Raw genomic sequence first — 24,232 nt, 5'->3', positions numbered from 1 at the left:
AGCCTGTGACCTAGGTAGGTCGTGCGCAAGCAGCTCCTAAAATAATAGCAAGGCCTGAGGGTTCCTCTCAGGCCTTTTTTACGACCGCATAGCGCTGCAGCGTCAGTGCCCGCGCTTTGTCATGCTGCACGATGGGCATCGGGTAGTTTTGGCCCAACACCACACCCGCGGCGGCCAGTTCCAGCGGTGTCGCAAGCCAGGGGCTGTGCAATGCCTTGTCTGGCAGCTGTGCCAGCACCGGCAGGTATTTGCGAATAAATTTACCCGCGGCGTCGAACTTCTCGCTCTGGCTGACCGGGTTGAAGATGCGGAAATAAGGCTGCGCGTCACAACCCGTGCTTGCTGCCCACTGCCAGCCGCCGTTGTTGGCTGACAGGTCAAAGTCGTTGAGCTTTTCGGCAAAGTAGCGTTCGCCCCAACGCCAGTCGATGCCAAGGTCTTTCACCAGAAAACTGGCAGTCACCATGCGCAGGCGGTTGTGCATATAGCCCGTCTGGTTGATCTGGGCCATTGCCGCGTCCACCAGCGGGTAGCCCGTCCGGCCTTCGCACCAAGCCTGAAACAGCGCCACGGCTTTTTCGCCGCTTTCCCACGCAATCGCGTCATAGTCCGGCTTGAACGCGCTGCCGCCGGCGTGCGGAAAATTGGCAAGGATCTGCGCGTAGAAATCACGCCAGATCAATTCGCTGAGCCAGGTGGCGGCACCTTCATTCCCTCGATTTGCAGCGTTTAAAGCGAACGCAGCCATGTGCCGTATCGACACCGTGCCGAACCGAAGGTGCACGCCCAGGTAACTCGGGCCCTTGACGGCCGGGAAGTCCCGTACCTCCTTGTACTGCGCCATGCGGCCAATGAAATCCCCAAAAAGCTGGGCACCGCCTTCACTGCCCGTGGGGATTTTCAGTGCCGACAGGTTGCTGGCCCGAAACCCCAACTCGCCCAGCGATGGCACAGGGCGCCTGCTTGCCGATACCGCCGCCAAGGCCATACCGTACTTTTCGACGGGATAAGCTTTGAGGTAAAAATCGTCCACCTTCTTCAGCCAGGCATTTTTGTAGGGCGTGAACACGGTGTAAGGCTTGCCCGCCAGGGTCAACAACTCCTGGCGTTCAAAAATAACGTGGTCCTTGAAGCTGTAAAAGGCCTTGCCCCCGGCCTCAAGCGCCGCTTGTACTGCGGCGTCGCGCGCCAGTGACTGCGGCTCGTCATCGTGATTGGCAAAGACGGCATTGGCTCTCAGCTCTGCCGCCAGCCGCACCACCGCGTCCACGACATCGTGATGGGCCGTCAACAGGCCGGCACCGAGGCTGCCAGCCGCAGCGCCCAGCTTCTCCAGCTGGCCGTCCAGGCTCAGTACCGATTCCCGTATGAATTCCACGCGGCGGTCAACTCGAGGCAAAGCTTCCAGAATGGCTTTGTCAAAAACAAACGCGCAATACACCTGCTTACATGACTTCAGCGCGTGGTACAGAGCAGCGTTGTCCTGAACCCGCAGGTCGCGCCTGAACCACATTAACCCCGTTTCATACTTCTTGTGCATCCGGCCATCGTAGCGAAAAGCGGCTATCCGGCCTTAGATCCCCGCGGATTGGCGGGTGGCCGGCAGGGTGGGCTCCCCGCGCCGTCCCGTCCGGCGTAAAATCCCGCCATGGCCACGGATTCTGCATCGATCAACCTCACGCACCACTTCCTCATTGCCATGCCGGGGATGGATGATGAAGCTTTTGCCAAGAGCGTGGTGTACATGTGCGAACACAGCGACCGGGGTGCGCTGGGGCTGGTCATCAACAAGCCCAGCGATATAAACCTCAAGAACCTGTTCGACAAGGTCGAGTTGCCTCTGCGGCGCGACGACCTGACCCAATCCCCGGTATTCCAGGGCGGCCCGGTCCAGACCGAACGGGGCTTTGTGCTCCACGAATCCATGATGCCCGGCAACGAATCGGTCTATGCATCGACGATGACGATTCCTGGCGGCCTCGAAATGACCACCTCCAAAGACGTACTGGAAGCGCTCTCCACGGGCGCTGGCCCGCGCAGGGTGTTCGTCTCCCTCGGATATTCTGCCTGGGGTGAAGGCCAGCTGGAATCCGAAATCTCGGACAACAGCTGGCTCACGGTCGCTGCCGATGTCGGCGTGATTTTCGACACACCGGTAGAGCAACGCTACGACAAGGCGCTCATGCTGCTGGGCCTGCAAAGCTGGATGCTCTCTCCCGAGGCCGGTCACGCATGAGCCTTGCGGCCATGCCTTCCCCTCGGGCCACTGGCCTCCAAACCTTTCTGGCTTTCGACTTCGGTCTCAAGCGCACCGGCGTGGCCACCGGCAACGTGCTAACCCGCACCGCCACGCCCCAACCCACCATTGCCGCTGAAGGCGGCGACGCCCGCCTCAAGGCCGTCGAGGCGCGTATCAAGGAGTGGCAGCCTGACGCCCTCGTCGTCGGTGTTCCCTTCCATCCCGACGGCGCCAGCCACGTCAATACCGCGCGGGCGCAGAAGTTCGCCCGCCAGCTTCGCGGGCGCTTCGGTCTGCAGGTCTTTGAGGTGGATGAGCGCTACAGCACCACCGAGGCACTCGCCGGCGGCGCAGTCGATGCCGACGCGGCCTCGGCCTGCATCATCCTCGAGCAGTTTTTAAGGAGTTTCCCATGAGCAGCCTGACCCTTGACGCGGAGGCGCTATACAGCGACCTGCTGCGCGGCATGCGCCAGCAACTGGCGTCCTATCCCTTGCAGCCCAAGCTGGTCGGCGTGGCCTCCGGCGGCGCCTGGCTGGCGCAGCGCCTGCAAAAAGACCTGGGCCTGGAGGGTGAGGCAGGCGTGCTGTCTTCCTCCATGCACCGCGACGATTTCTCGCAGCGGGGCCTGGCCTCCAGTGGGCAGACTTTGCTGCCTTTTGACGTGAACGGAGCCCACCTGGTCGTGGTCGACGACGTGCTCTACACCGGCCGCACCATCCGTGCGGTGCTCAACGAGCTGTTTGACTACGGCCGGCCTGCCAGCGTCAAGCTGGTCGTGCTGGTAGACCGGGGCGGGCGCGAGCTGCCGGTGCAGCCTGACCTGGCCGTGGCGCGCGTGGCCTTGCCCTCTTCGCAGTCGCTTGAGCTGGCCCGCGCAGAAGACGGCAAGTTCAGCTTCCAGGTTCAGGGCTGATCGGCCAACAAAATCAAGAAACCAAGACACAAAAATCAAGAGACCCCAAGGAGTCCATCACATGCTGTATCGACGAAATCCGCAACTCAACAAAAACGGCGAGCTGATCCACCTGCTGTCGATTGAAGGCCTGCCCAAGGCCACCTTGACGCAGATCCTCGACACCGCCGCCAACTTCGTCAGCGTCAACAACCGCGAAGTCAAAAAAGTCCCGCTGCTGCGCGGCAAGAGTGTCTTCAATCTCTTCTTTGAAAACTCCACCCGCACCCGCACCACCTTCGAAATCGCCGCCACGCGGCTGTCGGCCGATGTCATCAACCTCGACATCGCGCGCTCCTCGGCCTCCAAGGGTGAGTCGCTGCTCGACACCATCGCCAACCTGAGCGCCATGGCCGCCGACCTCTTTGTGGTGCGTCACAGCGAATCGGGCGCACCCTACCTGATTGCCCAGCACGTTGCACCGCATGTACACGTCATCAATGCCGGCGACGGCCGCCATGCGCACCCCACGCAGGGCCTGCTCGATATGTACACCATCCGGCACTACAAGAAAGATTTCAGCAAGCTCACGGTCGCCATCGTCGGTGATGTGCTGCACTCGCGTGTGGCGCGTTCCGACATCCACGCACTCACCACTCTGGGTTGCCCTGAGGTTAGGGTGGTTGGACCCAAGACTCTGGTCCCGGCCGACATGGCGCAGATGGGCGTGCGCGTCTGCAACACACTCGAAGAAGGCATCAAGGGTGCTGACGTGATCATCATGCTCAGGCTGCAGAACGAACGCATGTCGGGGGCGCTGCTGCCCAGCAGCCAGGAGTTCTTCAAGAGCTTTGGCCTCACCACCGAAAAACTGCAACTGGCCAAACCCGACGCCATCGTCATGCACCCCGGCCCCATCAATCGCGGCGTGGAGATCGACTCGGCTGTCGTCGACGGCACGCAAAGTGTGATCCTGCCGCAAGTGACTTTCGGCATCGCCGTCCGAATGGCGGTGATGAGCATAGTCGCCGGAAACGAAGCCTGAACGCCCGGAGAAAAAAAGAATGAAGATACTCATCAAAAACGGCCGCGTCATTGACCCCGCCTCCAAATTCGACGAAGTTTGCGATGTGGCGATTGCCGCAGGCCGCATCGTCTCGCTCAAAAGCTCACCCGCCGATTTCGCGCCCAACAAGACGATTGATGCGACCGGCTGCATCGTGGCACCCGGCCTCATCGATTTATCGGCACGTTTGCGCGAACCCGGCCACGAGCATGAAGGCATGCTCGAAAGCGAACTGGCAGCAGCCGTTGCCGGTGGTGTGACCAGCCTGGTCTGCCCGCCTGATACCGACCCGGTGCTCGATGAGCCCGGCCTGGTCGAGATGCTCAAGTTCCGCGCCGAGAAGCTGCATCAGTCGCGCGTGTTCCCGCTGGGCGCGCTCACGCGAGGGCTCAAAGGCGAGACGCTGACCGAGATGGTCGAGCTGACGGAATCGGGATGCGTCGGCTTCAGCCAGGCCGAAGTGCCGCTGGCCAATACACAAGTCATGATGCGCGCCCTTCAATACGCATCGACCTTCGGCTACACCGTCTGGCTGCGCCCGCAAGAGATGTACCTGGGCAGCGGCGTGGCTGCCAGCGGCGCTTTGGCCACGCGCCTGGGCCTGAGCGGTGTCTCCGTCGCCGCCGAAACCATCGCGCTGCACACCATCTTCGAGCTGGTGCGGGCCACCGGCGCGCACGTACATCTCTGCCGCATCAGCAGCGCCGCGGGCGTAGCGCTGGTGGCCAAGGCCAAGGCAGAAGGCCTGGCCGTGACCTGCGATGTCAGCATCAACAGCCTGCACCTGACCGACGTGGACATCGGTTACTTCGACAGCCGCATGCGGCTGGACCCGCCGCTGCGCCAGCAGCGCGACCGCGACGCCATTCGCCAGGGCCTGGCCGACGGCACCATCGACGCGCTGGTGTCAGACCACACGCCCGTCGACGAAGACGCCAAAACCTTGCCCTTTGCCGAAGCCGAGCCGGGCGCCACAGGGCTTGAGTTGCTGCTGGGCCTGGCTTGCAAATGGGGTACTGACAGCGATGCTGGTCTGCAGCGCGCACTGGCGGTGCTTACGAGTGAACCCGCGCGGGTGCTGGGCAGTGCGCTCGGCACGCTGCAGGCCAGCGCGGGGCAACTCGTCAAGGGTGGCGTGGCCGACATCTGCGTGTTCGATCCCGCCGGCGAGTGGACGGTCGAGCCCAGCATTTTGCGCAGCCAGGGCAAGCACACACCGTTCTCGGGCCACCAGATGCCTGCGCGCGTGCGCTGGACGATCGTGGGCGGACAGCTCGCTTATGAAGCTCCTGGCGCTTCGCACTGAGGCGCTGCTTCCGTATGAAATGGCTTCACTTTTGTGGGACCTTGTTGCGCGCCACCGTGCACGCCGTCCAGGGTTTCTGGACGATCAAGACTGCTTTCCCCAAACTGCCCCAGGCTGAGCAGGAGGCCCGCGTGCAGGCATGGGCCGGGGCCATGCTGCGCATCGTGGGCATTGAACTGGTGGTCAAAGGCACGCCGCCGGCCACCGGCCCGGTGCTGCTGGTGGCCAACCATATTTCGTGGCTGGACATCCTGGTGATGCATGCCTCGCGCCATTGCCGCTTTGTCTCCAAGGCGGATGTGCGGGACTGGCCCTTCGTACGCACGCTGTCCGACGGCGCAGGCTCCCTGTACATCGAACGCGAGTCGCGGCGCGACGCCCACCGCGTCGTCACGCAAATGGCGGACCGTCTTCGCGCAGGCGACATCCTGGCGGTGTTCCCCGAAGGCACGACGGGCGACGGCATCACGCTCAAGCACTTTCACGCCAACCTCATCCAGGCCGCCATTGAAGCTTCGGTGCCAGTGCAGCCGGTGGCGTTGAAATTCATCGACGCCGCCAGTGGCGCAACCAGCTTTGCACCCAGTTATGTGGATGACGAAACCCTGGTCGGATCAATCTGGCGGACCCTTACAGCGCCGCCGCTCAAGGCGGTGGTCACCTTTGGCCAGGCGCAGGCCCCGCAAGGCCAGACCCGCCGGGTGTGGGCGCAGACGCTGCGGGAAGACATTGAGCATCTAAGGCAGACGCAAGGGTAAAGTGGCCGGCGGAGCTAATTGCGGCTAGGGCGCAGCAACGGTTTCACGGGGAAAGGTCACCACATGGTCGACCTCGGCACGTATGCCTATCCACTCGCCCAGTGCATGGTTGTGGTGCGAAGGCACATGCGCCATCACCGTCTCGCCCGTCTGCAGCTTGAGGGTGTACAAAAATTCCGAGCCGCGAAACGCCTTGCGCACGATCTGTGCCTTCACCGGCGCGCTGTCGTCATGGACGATGTCGTCGGCGCGCAGCAGCACGTCGCACAGGCCGCCGGCATAAGCGCCAGGCAAGGGGCATTCGAGCATGTCCGTCAGGTCGCCCAGCGCAGTGTGCACCACCACGTCGTCGCCGCGCTGCTCGATATGCGCTTGTGCGAATACTCCATGGCCGATGAAGTCGGCCACAAATCGGGTGGCGGGGCGGTGGTACAGCGCATAAGCCTCGTCCCACTGGTGCAGCTTACCCTGGTGCATCACGCCGATGCGGTCGCCGATGGCGAAGGCCTCGAGTTGGTCATGCGTGACAAACAGCGCCGTGGCGCCGGCCGCCTTCAGGATGCCGCGAACCTCGTGCGCCAGGCGCTCGCGCAGGTCCACGTCCAGGTTCGAAAACGGTTCATCCAGCAGCAGCAGGCGCGGCTGCGGCGCCAGCGCGCGCGCCAGTGCCACGCGTTGCTGCTGGCCGCCTGAAAGTTCATGCGGAAAGCGTTTGTGCACATTGCCCAGTCCGACCAGCTCCAGCACGTCGCTGACGCGCTGATTGCGCTGGGCGGGTGCAAGATGAGTGAGCCCGAAGGCGACGTTGTGCGCAGCATCAAGGTGCGGGAACAGGGCGTAGTCCTGAAACACCATGCCGATGCGGCGGGATTCGGCCGGCACATGCACGGCGGCGCTGCTCACCACATCCTTTGCCAGCTTAATGCTGCCGGCATTGGCCCGCTCCAGGCCTGCCACTGCACGCAGCAAGGTAGTTTTTCCGCAACCTGAAGGCCCGATCAGGACCCCGATCTCCCCGGCCTGAAGGCTGAACGACACGCCGTCCACGGCGGGCTTTGTGCGGCCGGCGTAGTGCAGGCCGAGCTGGGAGATATCCAGAAACATGCAAACAATTGTAGATGCTTACAATTCTCATTTGCAGTGACTGACTGCAAGACCATGGCGAACGCAGGCGGGGGCAGGGCCCCTCCCCGCGAGAGGCCTTTTTGCTGAGGCTTTCCGGGGCTCCATGTTTCGCCGATATTTCCCTCCTGTTGTGCTCTTTGTGCTGGTCGGGCTGCTCACGCTGCCGGTGCTGGCGGTGGCTCTGTCCTGGCTGCAGTTCAATGGCGAAGCGCAATTCATCCTGCTGCAGATGCTGCAGACCGTGCTGCCCGACTACACCCGGACATCACTGACGCTGTGCCTGTGTGTGGCGTTCGGTGTGGCGCTAGTAGGCATGGCGACCGCCACCACGGTCACCTTGTTTGACTTTCCGGGGCGCCGGGCGTTTGAGTGGGCCCTGCTGCTGCCGCTGGCCATGCCGGCCTATGTGCTGGCCTACGCCTATACCGACTTCCTGCAATACGCCGGCCCGCTGCAAACATGGCTACGCGCCACCTTCGGCCTGCAGGGCCGGCTGTTGCCGGAGGTGCGCAGCCTGGGCGGCGCGGTGCTGGTGTTCACCGCCGCCCTCTACCCCTATGTATACCTGCTGGCGCGCACAGCCTTGTCTGAGCGCGCCGTGCACCTGATGGAAGCCGCACGCCTGCTGGGCGCACCGTTGTCGCGCCGCATCCGCGGTGTGGCGCTGCCGCTGGCGCGGCCCGCCGTGGCCGCCGGTGTGGCGCTGGCCTTGATGGAGACCCTGGCCGACTTTGGTGTCTCCAGCTACTTCGGCATTCAGACTTTCACCGCCGGCATCTACAAGGCGTGGCTCTCGATGGACAACCGCATCGCCGCGGCGCAGCTGGCGACCGTGTTGCTGTTCTTCGTCGCGCTGCTGCTGTGGATTGAGCACAGCGCGCAAAAGCGCATGCGCTTTGCCACCGGCCGCGGCGCACGCGCCGGCGCGCAAGACGCGGCCCCCGTGCAGTTGCGCGGCCTGCGCGCCTTTTCGGCCTGGCTCGTGTGCGCCGTGCCTATCGCGCTGGGCTTTGTGCTGCCGGTGTTCTTTATGCTGCGCCCGCTGGTGCTGGGCTGGGACAACCTGCTGTGGGACAAATTCATTGGCTGGACGCTCAGCAGCATTGGCCTCGCAGGCTTGAGCGCACTGCTGGCCACTGCGCTTGCCCTGGGCCTGGCCTTTGCGGTGCGCCGGCAGCCGGGCCTGCTCACCCGCGCTGCCGTACACCTGGCGGGCCTGGGCTATGCCGTGCCCGGCGCGGTGATCGTGGTGGGTCTCCTGCTGCCCGTGGGCTGGTTGCAGGCCGCTGCGCCGCAGACCAGCGCGGGCTACTGGGTTACCGCCACCATCCTCGGTGTGGTCTGGGCTTACCTGGTCCGCTTCAGCGCCGTGGCGCTGCAAAGCCTGCAAAGCGGCTACTCGCGCATTCCGGCCAGCTTTGACGACAGCGCGCGCATGCTGGGTACCAGTGGCTTGGGCATTCTCAGTCGCGTGCACTGGCCGCTGCTCAAGCGCTCGGTCGCCGCGGCTGGATTGCTGGTGTTTGTCGATGTGATGAAAGAGCTGCCCGCCACGCTGGTGCTGCGGCCCTTCAACAGCGACACCCTGGCCGTGATCACCTACCAGCTCGCGCGTGACGAGCGGCTGGGTGAGGCCGCCTTGCCCGCGCTGGCGCTGGTACTGGTGGGCTTGCTGCCCGTCGCGCTGCTCAGCCGCACGCTGCGGTCAAAGTAAGCGCAAGCAGCCACTTCCCGTCCCCCTCACCCCACTCAGGCCTTGGCCTTGATGAGCGGTACTCTTGCGTCGGCGTCCAACCTGTAAGCATGAGCCTACGCTCATCAAATACGGGGGCCTACGGGGGGAGAGAAACAACGAACGTATGGTTGACCATGCCGCCCGGACGAGGATGACACGACGACACGACAGAGGACATCAGTGCCACGGGCGAATTTATCAACTGACGTTCAGGAGGACACCATGAACAAAGACCGCGTGGAAGGCAACTGGCTTCAATTCAAAGGCAAGGTCAAAGAGCAGTGGGGCAAGCTCACTGACGACGACCTCGATGTGATCGCCGGCAAACGCGACCAGCTGCTGGGCCGCATCCAGGAGCGCCACGGCCTCAGCAAGGATGAGGCTGAGAAGCAGGTCACCGCCTGGAAAGACCGCAACCCGACCGATTTTTTTGAGCGCTATTGATCCGCTGTTGAACGCTCCAGAGTCCATCCATAACCAATCTGCCAATCCATAACTCCAACTCATTCAAAGGAAAATCCATGAAAGCCAAATTACTGATGCTGACCGCCGTGATGTCCTGTGCTTTTGCCGGCCAGGCCCTGGCTATGACCAAAGCGGAACATAAAGCCGAGAGCGACCGCATCTCCGCCGACTACAAAGCCGGCCGCGACAAGTGCGCCGCCTTGAAAGACAATGCCAAAGACATCTGCGTGGCCGAAGCCAAAGGCACTGAAAAAGTCGCCAAGGCCGAACTGGAAGCCCAGTACAAGCCCAGCCCGCGCAACACCGAAAAGGTGGCCTTCGCCAAAGGCGATGCCGCCTACGACGTCGCCAAGGAAAAGTGCGATGACCTGAAAGGCAATGACAAGGACGTCTGCGTGAAAGATGCCAAAGCGGCCCACGTCAAAGCCAAGGAAGACGCCAAGGTCGCCAAGACCTCAGCCGACACCAGCAAGAACAAGACTGAAAAAGTGACCGAAGCCAAGAAGGACGCCAGCGCCGAAAAGCGTGAAGCCGAGTACAAGGCTGCCAAAGAGCGCTGCGATGCCCTCACCGGAACCGCCAAGGACAGCTGCCAGAACGATGCCAAGGCGAAGTACGGCATGAAGTAAGCTGCCCAACGGTTTGCCTCGGCAAGGCCTGCCGGAATGGCAACCCCAATCCCGGTCCTGCATTTGCAGCCCGGGATTTTTTATTCTCTGCTATCAAATAGATAGCTGCTTGCGCACGATGTGAATGATCCGGTGGCCATTTGTGAAAAAAAGTGGCACGGAGACGCTGCAAGCCGCCGACCGCAGGCCATGCGCCTGAGCGCGTGCGGGCGCGGCATTTCCCGTCGGCGGCCCCACGCTGCGCGTCCCATGCTGCGCCCGTAAAATCGGGGCCTTTGGGATTCAACGGGCTGCCTTCATGGCGACTGACCTGATCCCCATCAGTTCCAGCAAAGGTACGCATGATTGTTCAGGATGGTTTGCCCGCTCGCGAACGCTTGCGTGCGTTACTGGTCATCATTCTCGGTATTGTCATGGCGGTGCTCGACGGGACCATCGTTAACCTGGCGCTGCCGGACATCGCCCGTGAACTGAACGCCGCGCCCGCCCAGTCCATCTGGGTCGTCAACGCCTACCAGGTCGCCACGCTGGCGCTCTTGCTGCCGCTGGCCACACTGGGCGACATCATCGGTTACCGGCGCGTCTACCTGGCGGGCATGGCCGTGTTCACGCTGGCTTCGCTGCTCTGTGCGCTGGCTGATTCATTGACCACACTGGCCCTGGCCCGCGCGCTGCAGGGCTTGGGCGCGGCTGGCCTCATGAGCGTCAACACCGCGCTGGTTCGACTCATCTACCCCAAACACCTGCTCGGCCGCGGCATCGCCATCAATTCGCTGGTGGTGGCAACCGCCTCGGTGGCCGGCCCGTCGATTGCGGCCGGCATTCTTTCCGCCGGTTCGTGGCCATGGCTGTTTGCGCTCAATGTGCCATTCGGCCTGATGTCGCTGTGGTGGGGTCGAAAGGCCCTGCCCGAGAACACCGCCAAGGCAGAGAGCCTCAAGCTCTCGCCGGTCGATGTGGTGCTCAACGCCCTGATGTTCGGCCTGGTGTTCCTGGGTGTGGACGGCCTGGGTGTACGTGTGGAAGCTGTGCCGGGTGCTGCATCATCCTTGTGGCTGCCGCTGGCCGAGCTGGCCGTCGGAATCGTCATCGGCGTGGTCTACGTGCGCCGCCAGCTGGCCATGCCCGTGCCGTTATTCCCGCTTGATTTGCTGCGCATTCCCGTGTTCGCGCTGTCCATGGGCACGTCGATCGGCGCCTTCTGCGCGCAGACGCTGGCCTATATCTGCCTGCCCTTTTTGCTGCTGGGTAGCTACGGCTTCAGCCACCTCGAGGCGGGCTTGCTGCTCACCGCCTGGCCGCTGGCGATTGTGGTCACTTCGCCGCTGGTGGGCCGGCTCATAGGGCGCTATCCAGGCGGCCTGCTGGGCGGCGTCGGCATGGCCATGCTCTGCCTGGGGCTGGTGTCGCTGGGCTTGTTGCCCGCGCATCCGGCGCAGGCCGACATCGTCTGGCGCATGGCGCTGTGCGGCATCGGCTACGGCCTCTTTCAGTCACCCAACAACCACACCATCATTACCTCGGCGCCCGCACACCGCAGCGGCGGCGCCAGCGGCATGCTTGGCACGGCGCGTCTGACGGGACAGACATTGGGCGCGGTTTTACTGGCGATGATTTTTGCCGTGTCCAGTCCCGGCGAAGGCGGTCAGGGCCCCTTGATTGCCCTTTGGCTGGCCGCTGCATTTGCCGCCACGGCCGGTGTTTGCAGCGCCCTGCGCATGACGCAGGCCGCACGACCCAAAGCCCAGACGGATTAAACGACGGGCGCCTGCTGGCCCGCCGCCCGGTGCACTTCGACGCGGATTTCTTCGGTGAGTTTCGCCTTGAGATTCGTGAAAACCGGCGTCGTCTTGACCGAGTAATGCCGCGGATGCGCCAGCGGCACAGCAATGTCGCACTTGATGCGGCCCGGTCTTGCGCTCATGACGACCACGCGGCTGCCCATAAAGATGGCCTCATCGATGTCATGCGTCACGAACAGCACGGTTTTCTGCTCGGCCTCCCAGATGCCTTGCAGCAGCTCCTGCATCAGCTCACGCGTCTGATGGTCCAGTGCGCCGAAGGGCTCGTCCATCAGCAGGATGCGCGGGTTGTTGGCAAGGGCACGAGCGAGTGCTGTGCGTTGCTGCATGCCGCCTGAAAGCTGTTTGGGGAAATGGTTCTCAAATCCCTGCAGTCCGACCTTCTTGATGAATTGGTGCGCGATATCGTGCTGCTTTTCCAGTGGCATGCCTTTCTCCCGCAGGCCAAAGCAGACGTTTTGAAAAATCGTGAGCCACGGAAAGAGCGTGTAGCTCTGGAACACCATGCCGCGGTCGGCGCCCGGGCCCGCTATGGGTTTGCCGTCCAGCACGATGGTGCCGCTGGTGGGTGTGTCCAGCCCGGCGACCATGCGCAGCAGTGTGGACTTGCCGCAGCCTGAAGGGCCGAGGATGGTGATGAAGTCGTTCTCGGCAACCGCCAGATCAGTTGCTTGCAGCGCTACGGTGCCGGAGCCCTTGTTGGCGGCAAAGGTCTTCGACAGCTGGGTGACGGTCAGGATCGGTGTGGAAGATGAAGTCATCGGCCTAACTGAGCCCACGGGAAAAGTTTTCTATTGAACGCTTTAAACGCCAGGTCGGTGACCAGGCCGAACACACCAATGACGATGATGCCGAAGATGATCTGGTCTGTCGCCAGCAGTGCCTGGCTGTCGGTGATCATGTGGCCGATGCCGCTCGATGCACCAATCAACTCGGCAACGATCACATAGGTCCAGGCCCAGCCCAACACCATGCGCAGGGTTTCCGCGATTTCGGGTGCCGAACTGGGCAGCAAGACGCGAACGACAATGCCGCGATCGGCCGCACCCAGCGTATAGGCCGCCTCGACCAGGTCGCGCCGCGTGTTGCCCACGCTCACGGCAATCATCAACACCAGTTGAAAGAAGGAGCCGATAAAAATCACGGCGAGCTTCTGCGTTTCGCCAATCCCGGTCCACAAAATCAGCAGCGGAATAAAGGCCGAGGCAGGCAGATAGCGTGCGAAGCTCACAAAGGGTTCAAAGAACGCTTCTACCGGTTTGTACGCGCCCATCATCACGCCCAGCGGCACAGCCAGCAAGGCCGCAATCGCAAAGCCGCCGAGCACCCGCCAGACTGTCATGCCGATGTCCTTGGCGAAACCCTGGTTGGCCAGCAGGTCGTAACCTGATTTCACCATGGTGATGGGGTCGGCCAGGAATGTCTTGGAGACATAGCCGCCCAGCGTGAAGATGGCCCACACCACGAAGAAGAGAACGAAGAAACTCACACCCAGCGCGATGCGCGCGCCGGGCGAGACGGGTTGTAGTGGCCGCATGCTTTCGCGTGCTTACTTGAGAAAACGCGTGTCGGCCAGCTTGCTCATGTCGGGCAGCGATTTGATGATGCCCGCTTCCATCAACAGCTCGGCCGCTTCCTTGCTGAAGGCGGCGTGTTCGCCGGCAAAGAATTTCTGGTTGGCTGCGCGGTCCTGCCAGCGCAGGTATTTGGAAGAGGCCTCAAAGGCTTCGCCGGTCTGCTTCACGTCGGCGCCCATGATCTCGAAGCTCTTCTTCGGTTCTTTCTGGATCATCTCGACGGCCTCAAAGTAGCTGTCGGCCAGGGCCTTGGCAGCCTTGGGGTTTTCAGACAGGAACTTGGGCGTGCAGCCGAAGGTGTCCATCACCATGGGGTAGTCCAGTGTGGTGGCGAGGATCTTGCCGGCCTCTGGCTTGGCGCGCACTGCGCCCAGGTAGGGCTCGTAAGTCATGGCGGCATCCACCCCGTCGGTGCCGGCAATCATGGCGTTTGCCGCGGCCTGCGGCTCAAGGTTGACGACCTTCACGTCTTTGGTGCTCATGCCGTTTTTCTTCAGCATCCACGCCAGGGCGAAATAGGGCGAGGTGCCGGGCGCGCTGGCGGCCACGGTTTTGCCTTTGAGATCAGTGATTTTGGTGATGGCGGGCTTGACCACCATGCCGTCGGCGCCGTAGCTCTTGTCGAGCTGGAAGATCTGCGTGGTGGCCACGCCGTTGGCATTCCACACCACCCAGGTTTCTACCGTGGTGGCGGCGCACTGCACATCACCCGAGGCAATGGCCAGGTGGCGGTCTTTTTGCGGAATCTTTTTGATGGAGACGTCGAGCCCGTTTTTCTTGAAGATACCGGCTTCCTTGGCCAGGGTCAGCGGGGCAAAACCCGTCCACCCCGAGATGCCGACGGCGACTTTGGTTTCCTGCGCCTGGGCATTCATCGTGGCCAGTGCGGCCGAAGCGGCCAGCAGTGAAAAGGCAAGGTGCTTCTTCATGAAAGATTTCTCCTGTAGGGAACGGGTTGGGATATCGCTACTGTATGCAGGCTTCATGCCAGCCGCAAGGCCGTTAGCTCGGTGATTTGCGCTTCACCGGCCAGACCAATCAGCCCGCCCGCCACCAATTGGTGCACCTTCTCCATGTCGGGCGCAAGGCTGCGGTCATGCATCATGGCCGGTGAGACCTGGCGCACCAGTTGCAGCACACCCTCCAGCACGGTGGAGCTCTTGAGCGGTCGCAGAAATTCAATACCTTGTGCGGCAGCCAGCAGTTCGATCGCCACGATGTATTCGGTGTTGCGCAGCATGGGTTGCAACCGGCGCGCCGCGAATGTGGCCATGCTCACATGGTCTTCCTGGTTTGCCGAGGTCGGCAGGCTGTCGACGCTGGCGGGGTGGGCCAGTGATTTGTTTTCAGAGGCCAGCGCGGCGGCTGTGACATGCACGATCATGAAGCCAGAGTTGAGGCCCGGCTCGGGTGTGAGGAAGGCCGGCAGGCGCGAGGCCACGGTATCGACCAGCATGGCAATGCGGCGCTCTGTGATGGCGCCTATCTCTGCAATGGCCACGGCCAATGCATCGCAAGCCAATGCGACCGGCTCCGCATGGAAATTCCCCCCCGAGAGCAGCGTTGCATCGTCAGCAAACACCAGCGGGTTGTCGGTCACGGCATTGGCTTCGCGCATTAGCACCTGCGTGGCGTAACGCATCTGGTCCAGGCAGGCACCCATCACCTGTGGCTGGCAGCGCAGGCAGTAAGGGTCTTGCACGCGGTCGTCGCCTTCGAGGTGCGAGCGGCGAATCTCGCTGCCCACCATGATGGCGCGGTAGGCCGCAGCGCAGTCGATCTGGCCCGGTTGGCCGCGCACGGCGTGGATGCGTGGGTCAAACGGGCCGTCGCTGCCGCGCGCAGCGTCCAGCGTGACGGCGCCCGAGATCACAGCCGCTTCAAACAGGCGGTCGGTGGCGAGCAGTGCATCCAGCGCGAGCGCGGTCGAAACCTGAGTGCCGTTGATCAGCGCCAGGCCTTCCTTGGCCGAGAGCTTCACCGGCGTGATGGCGGCTTGCTTGAGTGCCTCAGCTGCGGCGATGCGCTCGCCCTGGTAGAAGACCTCACCTTCGCCAATGAGTGGCAGGCACAGGTGGGCCAAGGGGGCCAGGTCGCCCGAAGCGCCTACCGAGCCCTGGCAGGGGATCACCGGCGTCAGGCCTTTGTTGTAGAGCGCTATCAGTGTATCGATCACGACTTCCCGCACACCGGAATAACCGCGTGCCAGGCTCGCGGCCTTGAGCAGCAGCACCAGTCGCACCACGCGCTCGGGCATGGGCTCGCCCACACCCACGGCGTGAGACCGTAGCAGGTTAAGTTGCAGGATTTCGAGATCGGCCTGCGCTATGCGCTGATTGGCCAGCTTGCCAAAGCCGGTGTTGACGCCGTAGACGGCGGCACCACCCTGTGCCGCATGCTGTACCAGGGCTGCACTGGCGCGAATGCCCGCTACAGCAGATGGGTCAATGGCGAGTGTTTCACGTCTGGTGTGAACTTGCCGAAGCTGGGAGAGCGTGAGATAGCCGGGTTGGATGTTCATGAGGGGGATCCCAGGTTCGTCAAAAAAAACGGCTATGCGCCGCCGGCCATACGGGCGCGTGGTTCGAGCGGAACGCCACGCTTTAGCGTCCCATCATCGGCAGGTTCAGCCCGTTGTCTTTGGCGCTTTGCTTGGCGATGTCATAGCCTGCATCGGCATGACGCATCACACCGGTGGCCGGGTCATTGAACAGCACGCGGCTTAATTTCTCTGAGGCCTCGGCAGTGCCGTCGCACACGATGACCACGCCCGAGTGCTGCGAATAGCCCATGCCGACGCCGCCGCCGTGGTGCAGGCTGACCCAGGTTGCGCCGCTGGCGGTGTTGAGCAGCGCGTTTAGCAGAGGCCAGTCGCTCACGGCGTCGCTGCCGTCTTTCATGGCTTCGGTCTCGCGGTTGGGCGAGGCGACGGAGCCGCTGTCCAGGTGGTCGCGGCCGATCACGATGGGGCCCTTGAGCTCACCGTTCTTGACCATCTCGTTAAAGGCCAAGCCTGCCAGGTGGCGCTCGCCAAGTCCTATCCAGCAGATGCGCGCCGGCAGGCCCTGGAAAGCGATGCGCTCTTCGGCCATGTCGAGCCAGCGGTGCAGGTGCTTGTTGTTTGGGAAGAGTTCTTTCATCTTCGCGTCGGTTTTTTGAATGTCTTCCGGGTCGCCCGAGAGCGCCACCCAGCGGAAGGGGCCAACGCCGCGGCAAAAGAGCGGGCGAATGTAGGCGGGCACAAAGCCGGGGTAGTCAAAGGCGTTGTCGACGCCGAAATCCTTGGCCACCTGACGCAGGTTGTTGCCATAGTCCACCGTGGGAATGCCCATCTCGTGGAAGGCCAGCATGGCTTTGACGTGCGCCACGCAGGATTCCCCAGCGGCTTTTGTCAACGCAGCATGCTGGGTCGGGTCTTTCTGGGCGGCGCGCCACTGCGCGACCGTCCAGCCTGCAGGCAGGTAGCCGTTGATGATGTCGTGGGCCGAGGTCTGGTCGGTCACGATGTCGGGGCGTATGCCGCCCGCGTTGGCGCGCTTGACCAACTCGGGAACAATTTCGGCCGCATTACCGCACAGGGCGATGGAAACTGCCTCCTTGCGCGAGGTGTGGTGCCTGATCATCTCCAGCGCTTCGTCAAGATCCTTGGCCTGCTTGTCGACGTAACGTGTGCGCAGCCGGAAGTCGATGCTGGACTGCTGGCACTCGATGTTGAGCGAGCAGGCGCCGGCAAAGGTAGCAGCCAGCGGCTGCGCGCCGCCCATGCCGCCCAGGCCGGCAGTCAGCACCCAACGGCCTGCCAGGTCGCCGTTGAAATGCTGGCGGCCCGCTTCCACGAAGGTTTCATATGTGCCTTGCACGATGCCCTGGGTGCCGATGTAAATCCAGCTGCCGGCCGTCATCTGGCCGTACATCATCAGGCCCGCGCGGTCCAACTCGTTGAAATGCTCCCAGGTCGCCCACTTGGGCACCAGGTTGGAGTTGGCGATCAGCACGCGCGGCGCGCCCGCGTGGGTGCGAAACACGCCGACCGGCTTGCCCGACTGCACCAGCAGGGTTTCGTCGGCCTTGAGCTTGCTCAGGGAGTCGAGGATGGCGTCAAAAGCCGGCCAATTGCGAGCGGCCTTGCCGATGCCGCCATACACCACGAGCTCGTCAGGGTTTTCGGCGACTTCCGGGTCCAGGTTGTTCTGGATCATGCGGTAGGCCGCCTCGATCTGCCAGTTGGCGCAGGTGAGGGTGCTGCCGCGGGGCGCGCGCACGGGGCGGGCCTTGCTGTCGAGAAAAGGAGTTTGGGAAAGATCGGACATGGGCTGCTCCGGAGAAGACGGGATAACAGGGGAATTTCAGACAGCGCCAGAAAAAGGAATCAACCGGCGATGGGATAAATCGTAGTTGTCTATACAACTTGTGTCAACTGCGGTAATCTATGGTTTGTGCGCAAAAAGCCGGCCCGGCAACCCTGACCGGCCGATGAAGGGGCAAAATTTGCGGTGACAATGTTTTTTTCTTACACACGCGGACACTGCGCTGAACCATGGCCACCACACCACTGCCTGCCTACGGTCAGGTCAAGGCATTCATCAAAAAACGCATCAGCGCCGGCACCTGGAAGCCCGGCGACCCGGTGCCCAGCGAAGCCGTGCTGATGGAGCAGTTCGGCGTCAGCCGCATGACGGTGAACAGGGCGCTGCGCGAGTTGATGGGCGAGGGCATGGTCACGCGCATCCAGGGCTCCGGTACTTTTGTGGCGGAGTTGCACCGCATTTCTTCCACACTCACCATTCGTGACATTCATGAGGAAGTGGTGGAACGGGGGCACGTGCACACCTCGCGCGTGCTGCTCGCAGAATCTGAAAAAGCCAGCGCCGATCTGGCGCGTACCCTTGGCTTGCGGCCGGGCGGGCGGGTGTTTCACACCATATTGATTCACCTGGAAAACGGCGTGCCCATCCAGTATGAAGACCGCTATGTGAACCCGGCGGCGGCGCCGGATTATTTGAAGACCGACTTCACCCAGACCACGCCCACCCACCATTTGCTGGAGCAGGCGCCGCTCACCGAGGCCAGCTATTCCATCGAGGCCTGCCTGCCCTCGGCGCTGGAGGCCAAACACCTGGACATCAAGCCCGCAGAGGCGTGCCTCGCCATGATGCGGCGCACCGTGAGCGGCAGCAACATCGCCAGTGTGGCGCGTCTGGTGTACCCGGGCTCGCGTTACAGCTTTGCGGGGAAGTTTCAGGCATGACTTCCATGACCTCGGCGGACGACTCCGGCTGGAATGTTGTGCGGCTGGCCGACATTGCGGCGACGCCGTGGCGAAATGGCGGCGGTGTGACGCGCGAGCTGGCCATGTGGCCCGATGCGGGTGACTGGGTCTGGCGCATGTCGGTGGCCGATGTGGACAAGAGCGGGCCATTCTCGAAGTTCGAGGGCATCGAGCGCTGGTTCGCGGTGCTTGAAGGCGCGGGCGTGCAGCTGGACGTGGCGGGTGTGCCCCACCGCGTGACCGCCGGCGATGCGCCCTTGTGCTTTGACGGCGCTGCCGCCACAGGCTGTGAATTGATTGACGGCAAGACGCGCGATTTCAACCTGATGGTGCGCCGGGGCAGCGAACCTTCGCGGATGGTTCGTGTAGAGGGGCGTTTTTCCGAAACCCTGCATGCTATTAAAACGATAGCTGTTTACGCCCATAACTCGGGCGCAACCGTGCTATTTGATGAAGAAGTTTTGCGGCTGGAGCCTGCCAGCCTTGCCTGGCGCGCGGTGACAGTTAGCGCGGCAGTGCGCGTCGCCGCACAGGGTGCCCTCTGGATGGAGATCCCCTCATGAGCCTGAAACTCTGGACAAACTGCCGCGTGGCCACGCTGCAAGCCGGCGCCGCGCAGCCCTATGGGTTGATAGAAGACGCTGCATTGGTGGCGGACGGCGAATCCCTTGCGTGGGTTGGCCCGCGTGCCGATGTACCCGCAGATCTTCTGGCTCGCTGCAACACGCAACACGACGCGGGCGGTGCATTGATCACACCCGGCCTTATTGATTGCCACACGCACCTCGTTTATGGCGGCGACCGCGCCCATGAATTTGAGTTGCGCTTGAACGGCGCGACCTATGAGGAGATTGCCCGCGCCGGCGGCGGCATCGCCTCTACCGTCAAAGCCACACGCTCCGCCAGCGCTCAGCAACTGCAGGTGCAGAGCGCAGCCAGGCTGCAGCGCCTGATCGCGGAAGGCGTGACCACACTGGAGATCAAATCCGGCTATGGCTTGGCGCTGGAGCATGAACGCAAGACACTCTCGGTGGCCCGCGCGCTGGGCCAAACCCATGCGGTCGACATTCGCACCACCTTTTTGGGCGCGCATGCCGTGCCGGCCGAATTTTCCGGCCGCACCGATGCGTATGTCGATGCCGTGCTGGAGATGCTGCCGGTGTTGCACGCTGAAGGCCTGGTGGATGCGGTCGATGCCTTTTGCGAGCGCATCGCCTTCAGCACCGCGCAGACCGAGCGTGTCTTCGCTGCGGCCAAGGCCTTGGGCATTCCGGTCAAGCTGCATGCCGAGCAGCTCAGCGACAGTGGCGGTGCGCAGCTGGCGGCGCGTTATGGTGCGCTCAGTTGCGACCATCTCGAATGGTTGTCGGCCGAGGGAGCGCAGGCCATGGCGGCGGCAGGTTCGGTGGCCGTGCTGTTGCCTGGCGCGTTCTATTTCCTGCGTGAGACCAAACTGCCGCCGGTGGCGCTGCTGCGCGAACACGGCGTGCCGATGGCGATCTCCACCGACTGCAATCCGGGCAGCTCGCCCTGCACCTCTTTGCTGCTGATGCTCAACATGGCGTGCACGCTGTTCCGCCTGACGCCTGAAGAAGCGCTGGCCGGCGTCACACGCCATGCCGCCGCTGCGCTAGGTCTGCGCGACCGGGGCGTGCTGGCCGCCGGCATGCGGGCTGATTTTGTGCTGTGGGGCGTTGAGCGGCCGGCGGAGCTGAGCTACGCCTTTGGCGCGAACCCGCACCTTCAAACAGTTTTCAAGGGACAGATCGCATGAGTGAAGTTTTTACCTTGCATAAAGGCACTGTGCCGCTACTGGTCAGCATGCCGCACATCGGCACCGAAATTCCGGCTGAGCTGAAAGGTGGCTACACCGACGAAGCCCTCCGTGTCGAAGACACCGACTGGCACCTGCACCTGCTGTACAGCTTTTTGCCGGCGATGGGCGCCAGCGTGTTGCGGCCGCGTTATTCGCGCTACGTGATCGACCTGAATCGCCCGCCTGACGATGCGCCCATGTATCCAGGCGCATCGAACACCGAGCTGTGCCCCACCCGGTTTTTCAGCGGCGAGCCGCTCTACAAGCCGGGCTACGAGCCCGCGCCTGAAGAGCGCGCACGGCGCCAAGAGGCCTGCTGGCAGCCCTACCATTCAGCGCTGGCCGGTGAGCTCGCGCGCCTCAAGGCGCAGCATGGTTTTGCGCTGCTGTGGGACGCGCACAGCATCCGTTCGCAAATCCCCTGGCTGTTTGAAGGCAAGCTGCCCGACCTCAACATCGGTACAGCCAGTGGCGCGAGCGCGAATGACGCCATCACCGCCGCGGTGGTGCAAGCCTGCGCTACTGCACCCCACATAACCACCGCCGTCAATGGCCGCTTCAAGGGCGGCTACATCACGCGCCACTACGGTCAGCCGGCCAACGATGTGCACGCCGTGCAACTGGAGATGTGCCAGAGTCTTTACATGCAGGAAGCGCCGCCCTATGCGTATGACGAGACGCTGGCCTCTCAGGTTCAGCCTTTGTTAGAGAAAATGGTCTCCAGCGCCCTTCTGGCGTGCGCGAGCAGCTATGAAAAATGAAGCAAAGACTTTTTTCGCCGAAGCGGCCTGGGTGAAAGGTGCGTGGTCCAGAGACGTACTGCTGACGGTCGCCGGCAACGGCACCTGGCAAAGCGTGGAGCCCGGGGCCACGGCGCAGCAGCAGGAAGGCGCCACGCGTCTGCCTGGCCCGGTCCTGCCTGGTTTGGTCAATGCGCACAGCCATGCCTTTCAGCGCGCGATGGCGGGCCTGACGGAGCGGCGCAGCGCGGGCGCCCACGCATCCGACGATTTCTGGAGCTGGCGCGACCGCATGTACACCGCGGCCAACCGCATCACGCCCGAGCAGCTCGAAGCGATTGCAAGCCAGCTCTATGCCGAGCTGCTGGCCGGCGGCTATACCCAGGTCTGTGACTTCCATTACCTGCATAACGACATCAGCGGCGCCCCCTATGCCAACCCGATAGAAATGTCGCTGGCCCTGGTGCGCGCTGCGCAACGCACCGGCATTGGCCTGACCTTGCTGCCCACGCTCTACATGCGTTCGGGCTTCAAGGCCGGGGGTTTGCGGGAAGACCAGCGCCGGTTTTCGTCCACGCCAGAGAGCGTCATGCGCATGGTGGAAGACATCCAGCGCCAGACAAAGGGCGACGCGCGCATCAATACCGGTGTGGCCGTGCATTCATTGCGCGCCGCCAGCCCGGCTGCGCTGCATGAGCTCACAGGCGCAGCCAAAGCAGCCGGCCTGCCGGTGCATATCCATATCGCTGAGCAGACGCAGGAAGTCGATGACTGCCTGGAGCACACCGGCCAGCGCCCGATTGAATGGCTGCTCACCAACGCCGACGTCGATTCCCGCTGGAACCTGGTCCACGCCACCCATGCCACGCCTGCCGAGTTGCAAGGCGTGCAGGGCACAGGCGCCTCCATCGTGATTTGCCCCGCAACTGAAGCAAATCTGGGCGACGGCGTGTTTGATTTGCCGGCCTACGCGGCCGCCGGCGGCAAATGGTCCATAGGCTCAGACAGCCACGTCACCCGCAGCTGGCCCGAAGAGCTGCGCCTGCTCGAATATTCACAGCGCCTCACCCTGCGCCAGCGCAACATCGCAGCACGCATCCTGGGCCAGGAGAGCAGCGCCGCCGGCTTGTTTGAATCTGCGCTGGCGGGAGGTTTCACCGCTGCTGGCGAGACGCAGGGCGGCTTGGCGCCCGGCCATCGGGCGGATTTTGTGATGCTGGACACCGACTCGCCCGCGCTGCTGGGTGTGCCGGTTGATCACCTGCTGGATGCGCTGGTGTTTTCGAGCCCCAACGTCGCTTTTACCGAGGTGTATGTGGCGGGTATGGCCGTCACCGGGGAATACAAGGCCGCCGGGTCAGGAGCGGGTCGGCCAGGGGAGCGTTTTCGCCGCACCATGCAGGACCTCTGGCGCAGCTAGAGCACCCGCTGGTCCCGGCGTTGAGGAATTTCACCGAATATATGAGAAAAACCTCTTGGGGCCTTTGTAGTAGGGCGCAAGCAGCTATTAAAAATATAGCAAACTAATACCGGGCTCAGGTGTATGTCCACCGCACCGTCGCGTAGAGGGAAGCTGCTCAGCTGAATGCCGTCAGAACCTGGGCGGCGGCAGTTTTGATGAAGTGGCCAGCCCGGATTTTCCGGCCCAGTTCCTCCGCACCCTTGCCCAGTCTTTCGTAGTCGGCCTGGTTGAGGCCAGCGAACACCTCTTCCAGCTCATGAAGCGACGAGACCAGAATACCTGCGCCATGGGCGTCTATCAGCGGCGCAATGCAGGCGTGTCGCCACACCACTACCGGTAGACCCTGGCTGAGGTACAGGGAGGCCTTGTGAGGTGTATTGAATTTCAGGTAGGCCCCGTAGTCACCCGAACATCCATCAAGCGTGGCCCCATCCCAGACCAGGCCGAACGCCCCGTTAGCCTGGAACGGCGGGTAGTCCGGAGAAAAGGTGCCCCGGTACTGTATGTTTTCCTGGACGCCGAAGCCGGTGTCCAGGCCGGCGCCGTAAAGCTCGAAGTCCAGGCCGGCAAGTTCACCCAGCCGGTAGATAAAACCCGATTTGCCGGCGGACAGGTTGCCTGCATACACCAACCGTTTATGAAAGGTCTGCAGATCGGGCGCACGAGCGTCAACGGCGCCGGCTTCCGGTTCCGGGCAAAAATAATCCCAACAGTTCAGGGTAGCGGCGGGCTCCAGCCCGTAGCGTCTCAAGAGTTCGCTGACGGTGTCATTGAGGCTCAGAACATGCGTGAACTGCCTGAGCTCGTTGGCTTCTTTTTCAACGAGATCAAGACGGGGTGGGTCCATTCGGAGCCCTTCCAGGTCGTGAATGAATGCGACGGTGGGGATGTTTTTCCGCCGGGCTTTTTCCAGCACTGCGCGAGTCGGCAACTCGGGCGGAAACTGGCACCACAGCACATCGGTTTTCTGAAACCGCAGCCTGGCGTATGACAGGAAAAACGCGATCAACCGGCGCCAGTATTTGGATCGGCTGCCCGGGATGTTCTGAATGGAAAAACCGCTCTGCCGCAGGAAATGCGCTGTGTCCAGCCGTGCCTTGGGTCCGGCGTTCAACCGGTTTTTCTTGGTATCCAGCAACAGGATATGTTGAAACTCACCGGACATTTTTTAGTGTTCTAAGAGCGGCTCGACAAGGCAGGGCGGGAAATCAACGCCTCCCGGCGCACCCCGAGATGCGGTGGATGCCCTGGAGATGTAATGAGTCTGGTACCACCAACAGGAATCGAACCTGTATCTAGCGCTTAGGAGGCACTCGTTCTATCCATTGAACTATGGCGGCACTTCTCT

At 62.7% G+C, this 24,232-nt stretch carries 23 protein-coding genes and 1 tRNA gene; 15 read left to right on the top strand and 9 right to left on the bottom strand.

Annotated elements, in window-relative coordinates; translation table 11 throughout:
* Positions 1–67: 67 nt before the first annotated feature.
* Entirely contained in the window at positions 68–1,513 is a 1,446-nt protein-coding gene (locus AC1D11_RS12210; RefSeq protein WP_477648316.1) for a cryptochrome/photolyase family protein, read from the bottom strand.
* A 135-nt stretch (positions 1,514–1,648) separates the two neighbouring features.
* Here AC1D11_RS12210 and AC1D11_RS12205 point away from each other — a divergent pair, with 135 nt between their 5' ends.
* The 6 genes from AC1D11_RS12205 to AC1D11_RS12180 all read left to right on the top strand — a co-directional run bounded on the left by AC1D11_RS12205 (position 1,649) and on the right by AC1D11_RS12180 (position 6,264).
* Positions 1,649–2,236, top strand: a complete 588-nt coding sequence (locus tag AC1D11_RS12205) for a YqgE/AlgH family protein (protein WP_457281035.1) — start codon at positions 1,649–1,651, stop codon at positions 2,234–2,236.
* Complete coding sequence (gene ruvX / locus AC1D11_RS12200) at positions 2,233–2,655, top strand: Holliday junction resolvase RuvX (protein WP_477648317.1); 423 nt, start codon at positions 2,233–2,235, stop codon at positions 2,653–2,655. The genes AC1D11_RS12205 and ruvX overlap by 4 nt, the downstream gene beginning before the upstream one ends.
* Entirely contained in the window at positions 2,652–3,155 is a 504-nt protein-coding gene (gene pyrR, locus AC1D11_RS12195; RefSeq protein ID WP_477648318.1) for a bifunctional pyr operon transcriptional regulator/uracil phosphoribosyltransferase PyrR, read from the top strand. Before ruvX ends, pyrR begins: the two co-directional genes overlap by 4 nt.
* A gap of 61 nt (positions 3,156–3,216) precedes the next feature.
* The gene (locus tag AC1D11_RS12190; RefSeq protein WP_092131839.1) at positions 3,217–4,179 is read left to right on the top strand and encodes an aspartate carbamoyltransferase catalytic subunit; all 963 of its coding nucleotides are present in this window, start codon (positions 3,217–3,219) and stop codon (positions 4,177–4,179) included.
* A 19-nt stretch (positions 4,180–4,198) separates the two neighbouring features.
* Positions 4,199–5,506 carry a dihydroorotase gene (locus AC1D11_RS12185; protein ID WP_477648319.1) on the top strand — a complete coding sequence of 436 codons (1,308 nt, stop codon included), beginning with the start codon at positions 4,199–4,201 and terminating at the stop codon, positions 5,504–5,506.
* 14 nt (positions 5,507–5,520) lie between these two features.
* Positions 5,521–6,264: a lysophospholipid acyltransferase family protein gene (locus AC1D11_RS12180; RefSeq protein WP_477648320.1), complete on the top strand. Its 744-nt coding sequence runs from the start codon at positions 5,521–5,523 to the stop codon at positions 6,262–6,264.
* Positions 6,265–6,288: 24 nt separating this feature from the next.
* Here the strand turns inward: AC1D11_RS12180 and AC1D11_RS12175 are convergent, their stop codons facing one another.
* Positions 6,289–7,368, bottom strand: a complete 1,080-nt coding sequence (locus tag AC1D11_RS12175) for an ABC transporter ATP-binding protein (protein ID WP_477651223.1) — start codon at positions 7,366–7,368, stop codon at positions 6,289–6,291.
* Between the two features lie 124 nt (positions 7,369–7,492).
* On the opposite strand from AC1D11_RS12175, the gene AC1D11_RS12170 reads away from it, so the two are divergent.
* The 4 genes from AC1D11_RS12170 to AC1D11_RS12155 all read left to right on the top strand — a co-directional run bounded on the left by AC1D11_RS12170 (position 7,493) and on the right by AC1D11_RS12155 (position 11,975).
* Complete coding sequence (locus AC1D11_RS12170; RefSeq protein WP_477648322.1) at positions 7,493–9,103, top strand: ABC transporter permease; 1,611 nt, start codon at positions 7,493–7,495, stop codon at positions 9,101–9,103.
* 243 nt (positions 9,104–9,346) lie between these two features.
* A complete protein-coding gene (locus AC1D11_RS12165; RefSeq protein ID WP_477648323.1) occupies positions 9,347–9,568 on the top strand; it encodes a CsbD family protein in 222 nt (73 codons plus the stop codon).
* A 77-nt stretch (positions 9,569–9,645) separates the two neighbouring features.
* Positions 9,646–10,218 carry a hypothetical protein gene (locus tag AC1D11_RS12160; protein WP_477648324.1) on the top strand — a complete coding sequence of 191 codons (573 nt, stop codon included), beginning with the start codon at positions 9,646–9,648 and terminating at the stop codon, positions 10,216–10,218.
* Positions 10,219–10,559: 341 nt separating this feature from the next.
* Positions 10,560–11,975, top strand: coding sequence for an MFS transporter (locus tag AC1D11_RS12155; protein ID WP_477648325.1), 1,416 nt, complete (start codon positions 10,560–10,562; stop codon positions 11,973–11,975).
* Here AC1D11_RS12155 and AC1D11_RS12150 read toward each other — a convergent pair.
* From AC1D11_RS12150 to hutU, 5 genes are all read right to left on the bottom strand, one after another.
* Entirely contained in the window at positions 11,972–12,781 is an 810-nt protein-coding gene (locus AC1D11_RS12150; protein WP_477648326.1) for an ABC transporter ATP-binding protein, read from the bottom strand. The two genes, AC1D11_RS12155 and AC1D11_RS12150, sit on opposite strands and share 4 nt — an antisense overlap.
* A complete protein-coding gene (locus AC1D11_RS12145; protein ID WP_477648327.1) occupies positions 12,778–13,557 on the bottom strand; it encodes an ABC transporter permease in 780 nt (259 codons plus the stop codon). Before AC1D11_RS12145 ends, AC1D11_RS12150 begins: the two co-directional genes overlap by 4 nt.
* Positions 13,558–13,569: 12 nt before the next feature.
* Positions 13,570–14,526 carry an ABC transporter substrate-binding protein gene (locus AC1D11_RS12140; RefSeq protein WP_477648328.1) on the bottom strand — a complete coding sequence of 319 codons (957 nt, stop codon included), beginning with the start codon at positions 14,524–14,526 and terminating at the stop codon, positions 13,570–13,572.
* 53 nt (positions 14,527–14,579) lie between these two features.
* Positions 14,580–16,118 carry a histidine ammonia-lyase gene (hutH, locus tag AC1D11_RS12135; protein ID WP_477648329.1) on the bottom strand — a complete coding sequence of 513 codons (1,539 nt, stop codon included), beginning with the start codon at positions 16,116–16,118 and terminating at the stop codon, positions 14,580–14,582.
* 82 nt (positions 16,119–16,200) lie between these two features.
* Complete coding sequence (gene hutU / locus AC1D11_RS12130; protein WP_477648330.1) at positions 16,201–17,907, bottom strand: urocanate hydratase; 1,707 nt, start codon at positions 17,905–17,907, stop codon at positions 16,201–16,203.
* Between the two features lie 227 nt (positions 17,908–18,134).
* On the opposite strand from hutU, the gene hutC reads away from it, so the two are divergent.
* The 5 genes from hutC to AC1D11_RS12105 are packed head-to-tail and all read left to right on the top strand — an operon-like array spanning position 18,135 to position 22,842.
* Entirely contained in the window at positions 18,135–18,845 is a 711-nt protein-coding gene (hutC, locus tag AC1D11_RS12125; RefSeq protein WP_477648331.1) for a histidine utilization repressor, read from the top strand.
* Entirely contained in the window at positions 18,842–19,429 is a 588-nt protein-coding gene (locus AC1D11_RS12120) for a HutD/Ves family protein (protein ID WP_477648333.1), read from the top strand. The genes hutC and AC1D11_RS12120 overlap by 4 nt, the downstream gene beginning before the upstream one ends.
* Positions 19,426–20,640 (top strand): imidazolonepropionase, encoded by a 1,215-nt coding sequence (gene hutI, locus AC1D11_RS12115; protein ID WP_477648334.1) that lies wholly within the window; start codon positions 19,426–19,428, stop codon positions 20,638–20,640. Before AC1D11_RS12120 ends, hutI begins: the two co-directional genes overlap by 4 nt.
* Complete coding sequence (gene hutG, locus AC1D11_RS12110) at positions 20,637–21,443, top strand: N-formylglutamate deformylase (protein ID WP_477648335.1); 807 nt, start codon at positions 20,637–20,639, stop codon at positions 21,441–21,443. Before hutI ends, hutG begins: the two co-directional genes overlap by 4 nt.
* Positions 21,433–22,842: a formimidoylglutamate deiminase gene (locus tag AC1D11_RS12105; protein ID WP_477648336.1), complete on the top strand. Its 1,410-nt coding sequence runs from the start codon at positions 21,433–21,435 to the stop codon at positions 22,840–22,842. The genes hutG and AC1D11_RS12105 overlap by 11 nt, the downstream gene beginning before the upstream one ends.
* Before the next feature lie 157 nt (positions 22,843–22,999).
* On the opposite strand, the gene AC1D11_RS12100 is transcribed toward AC1D11_RS12105, so the two are convergent.
* Positions 23,000–24,049, bottom strand: coding sequence for a glycosyltransferase (locus AC1D11_RS12100; RefSeq protein ID WP_477648337.1), 1,050 nt, complete (start codon positions 24,047–24,049; stop codon positions 23,000–23,002).
* A 100-nt stretch (positions 24,050–24,149) separates the two neighbouring features.
* Positions 24,150–24,224: transfer RNA gene (locus tag AC1D11_RS12095), tRNA-Arg, on the bottom strand.
* Between the last annotated feature and the right edge of the window lie 8 nt (positions 24,225–24,232).

Source organism: Polaromonas sp. P1_E11, from assembly GCF_056405995.1.
Note: the sequence above shows the minus strand (reverse complement) of the source record. Positions and strands in the feature narration are given on the sequence as shown.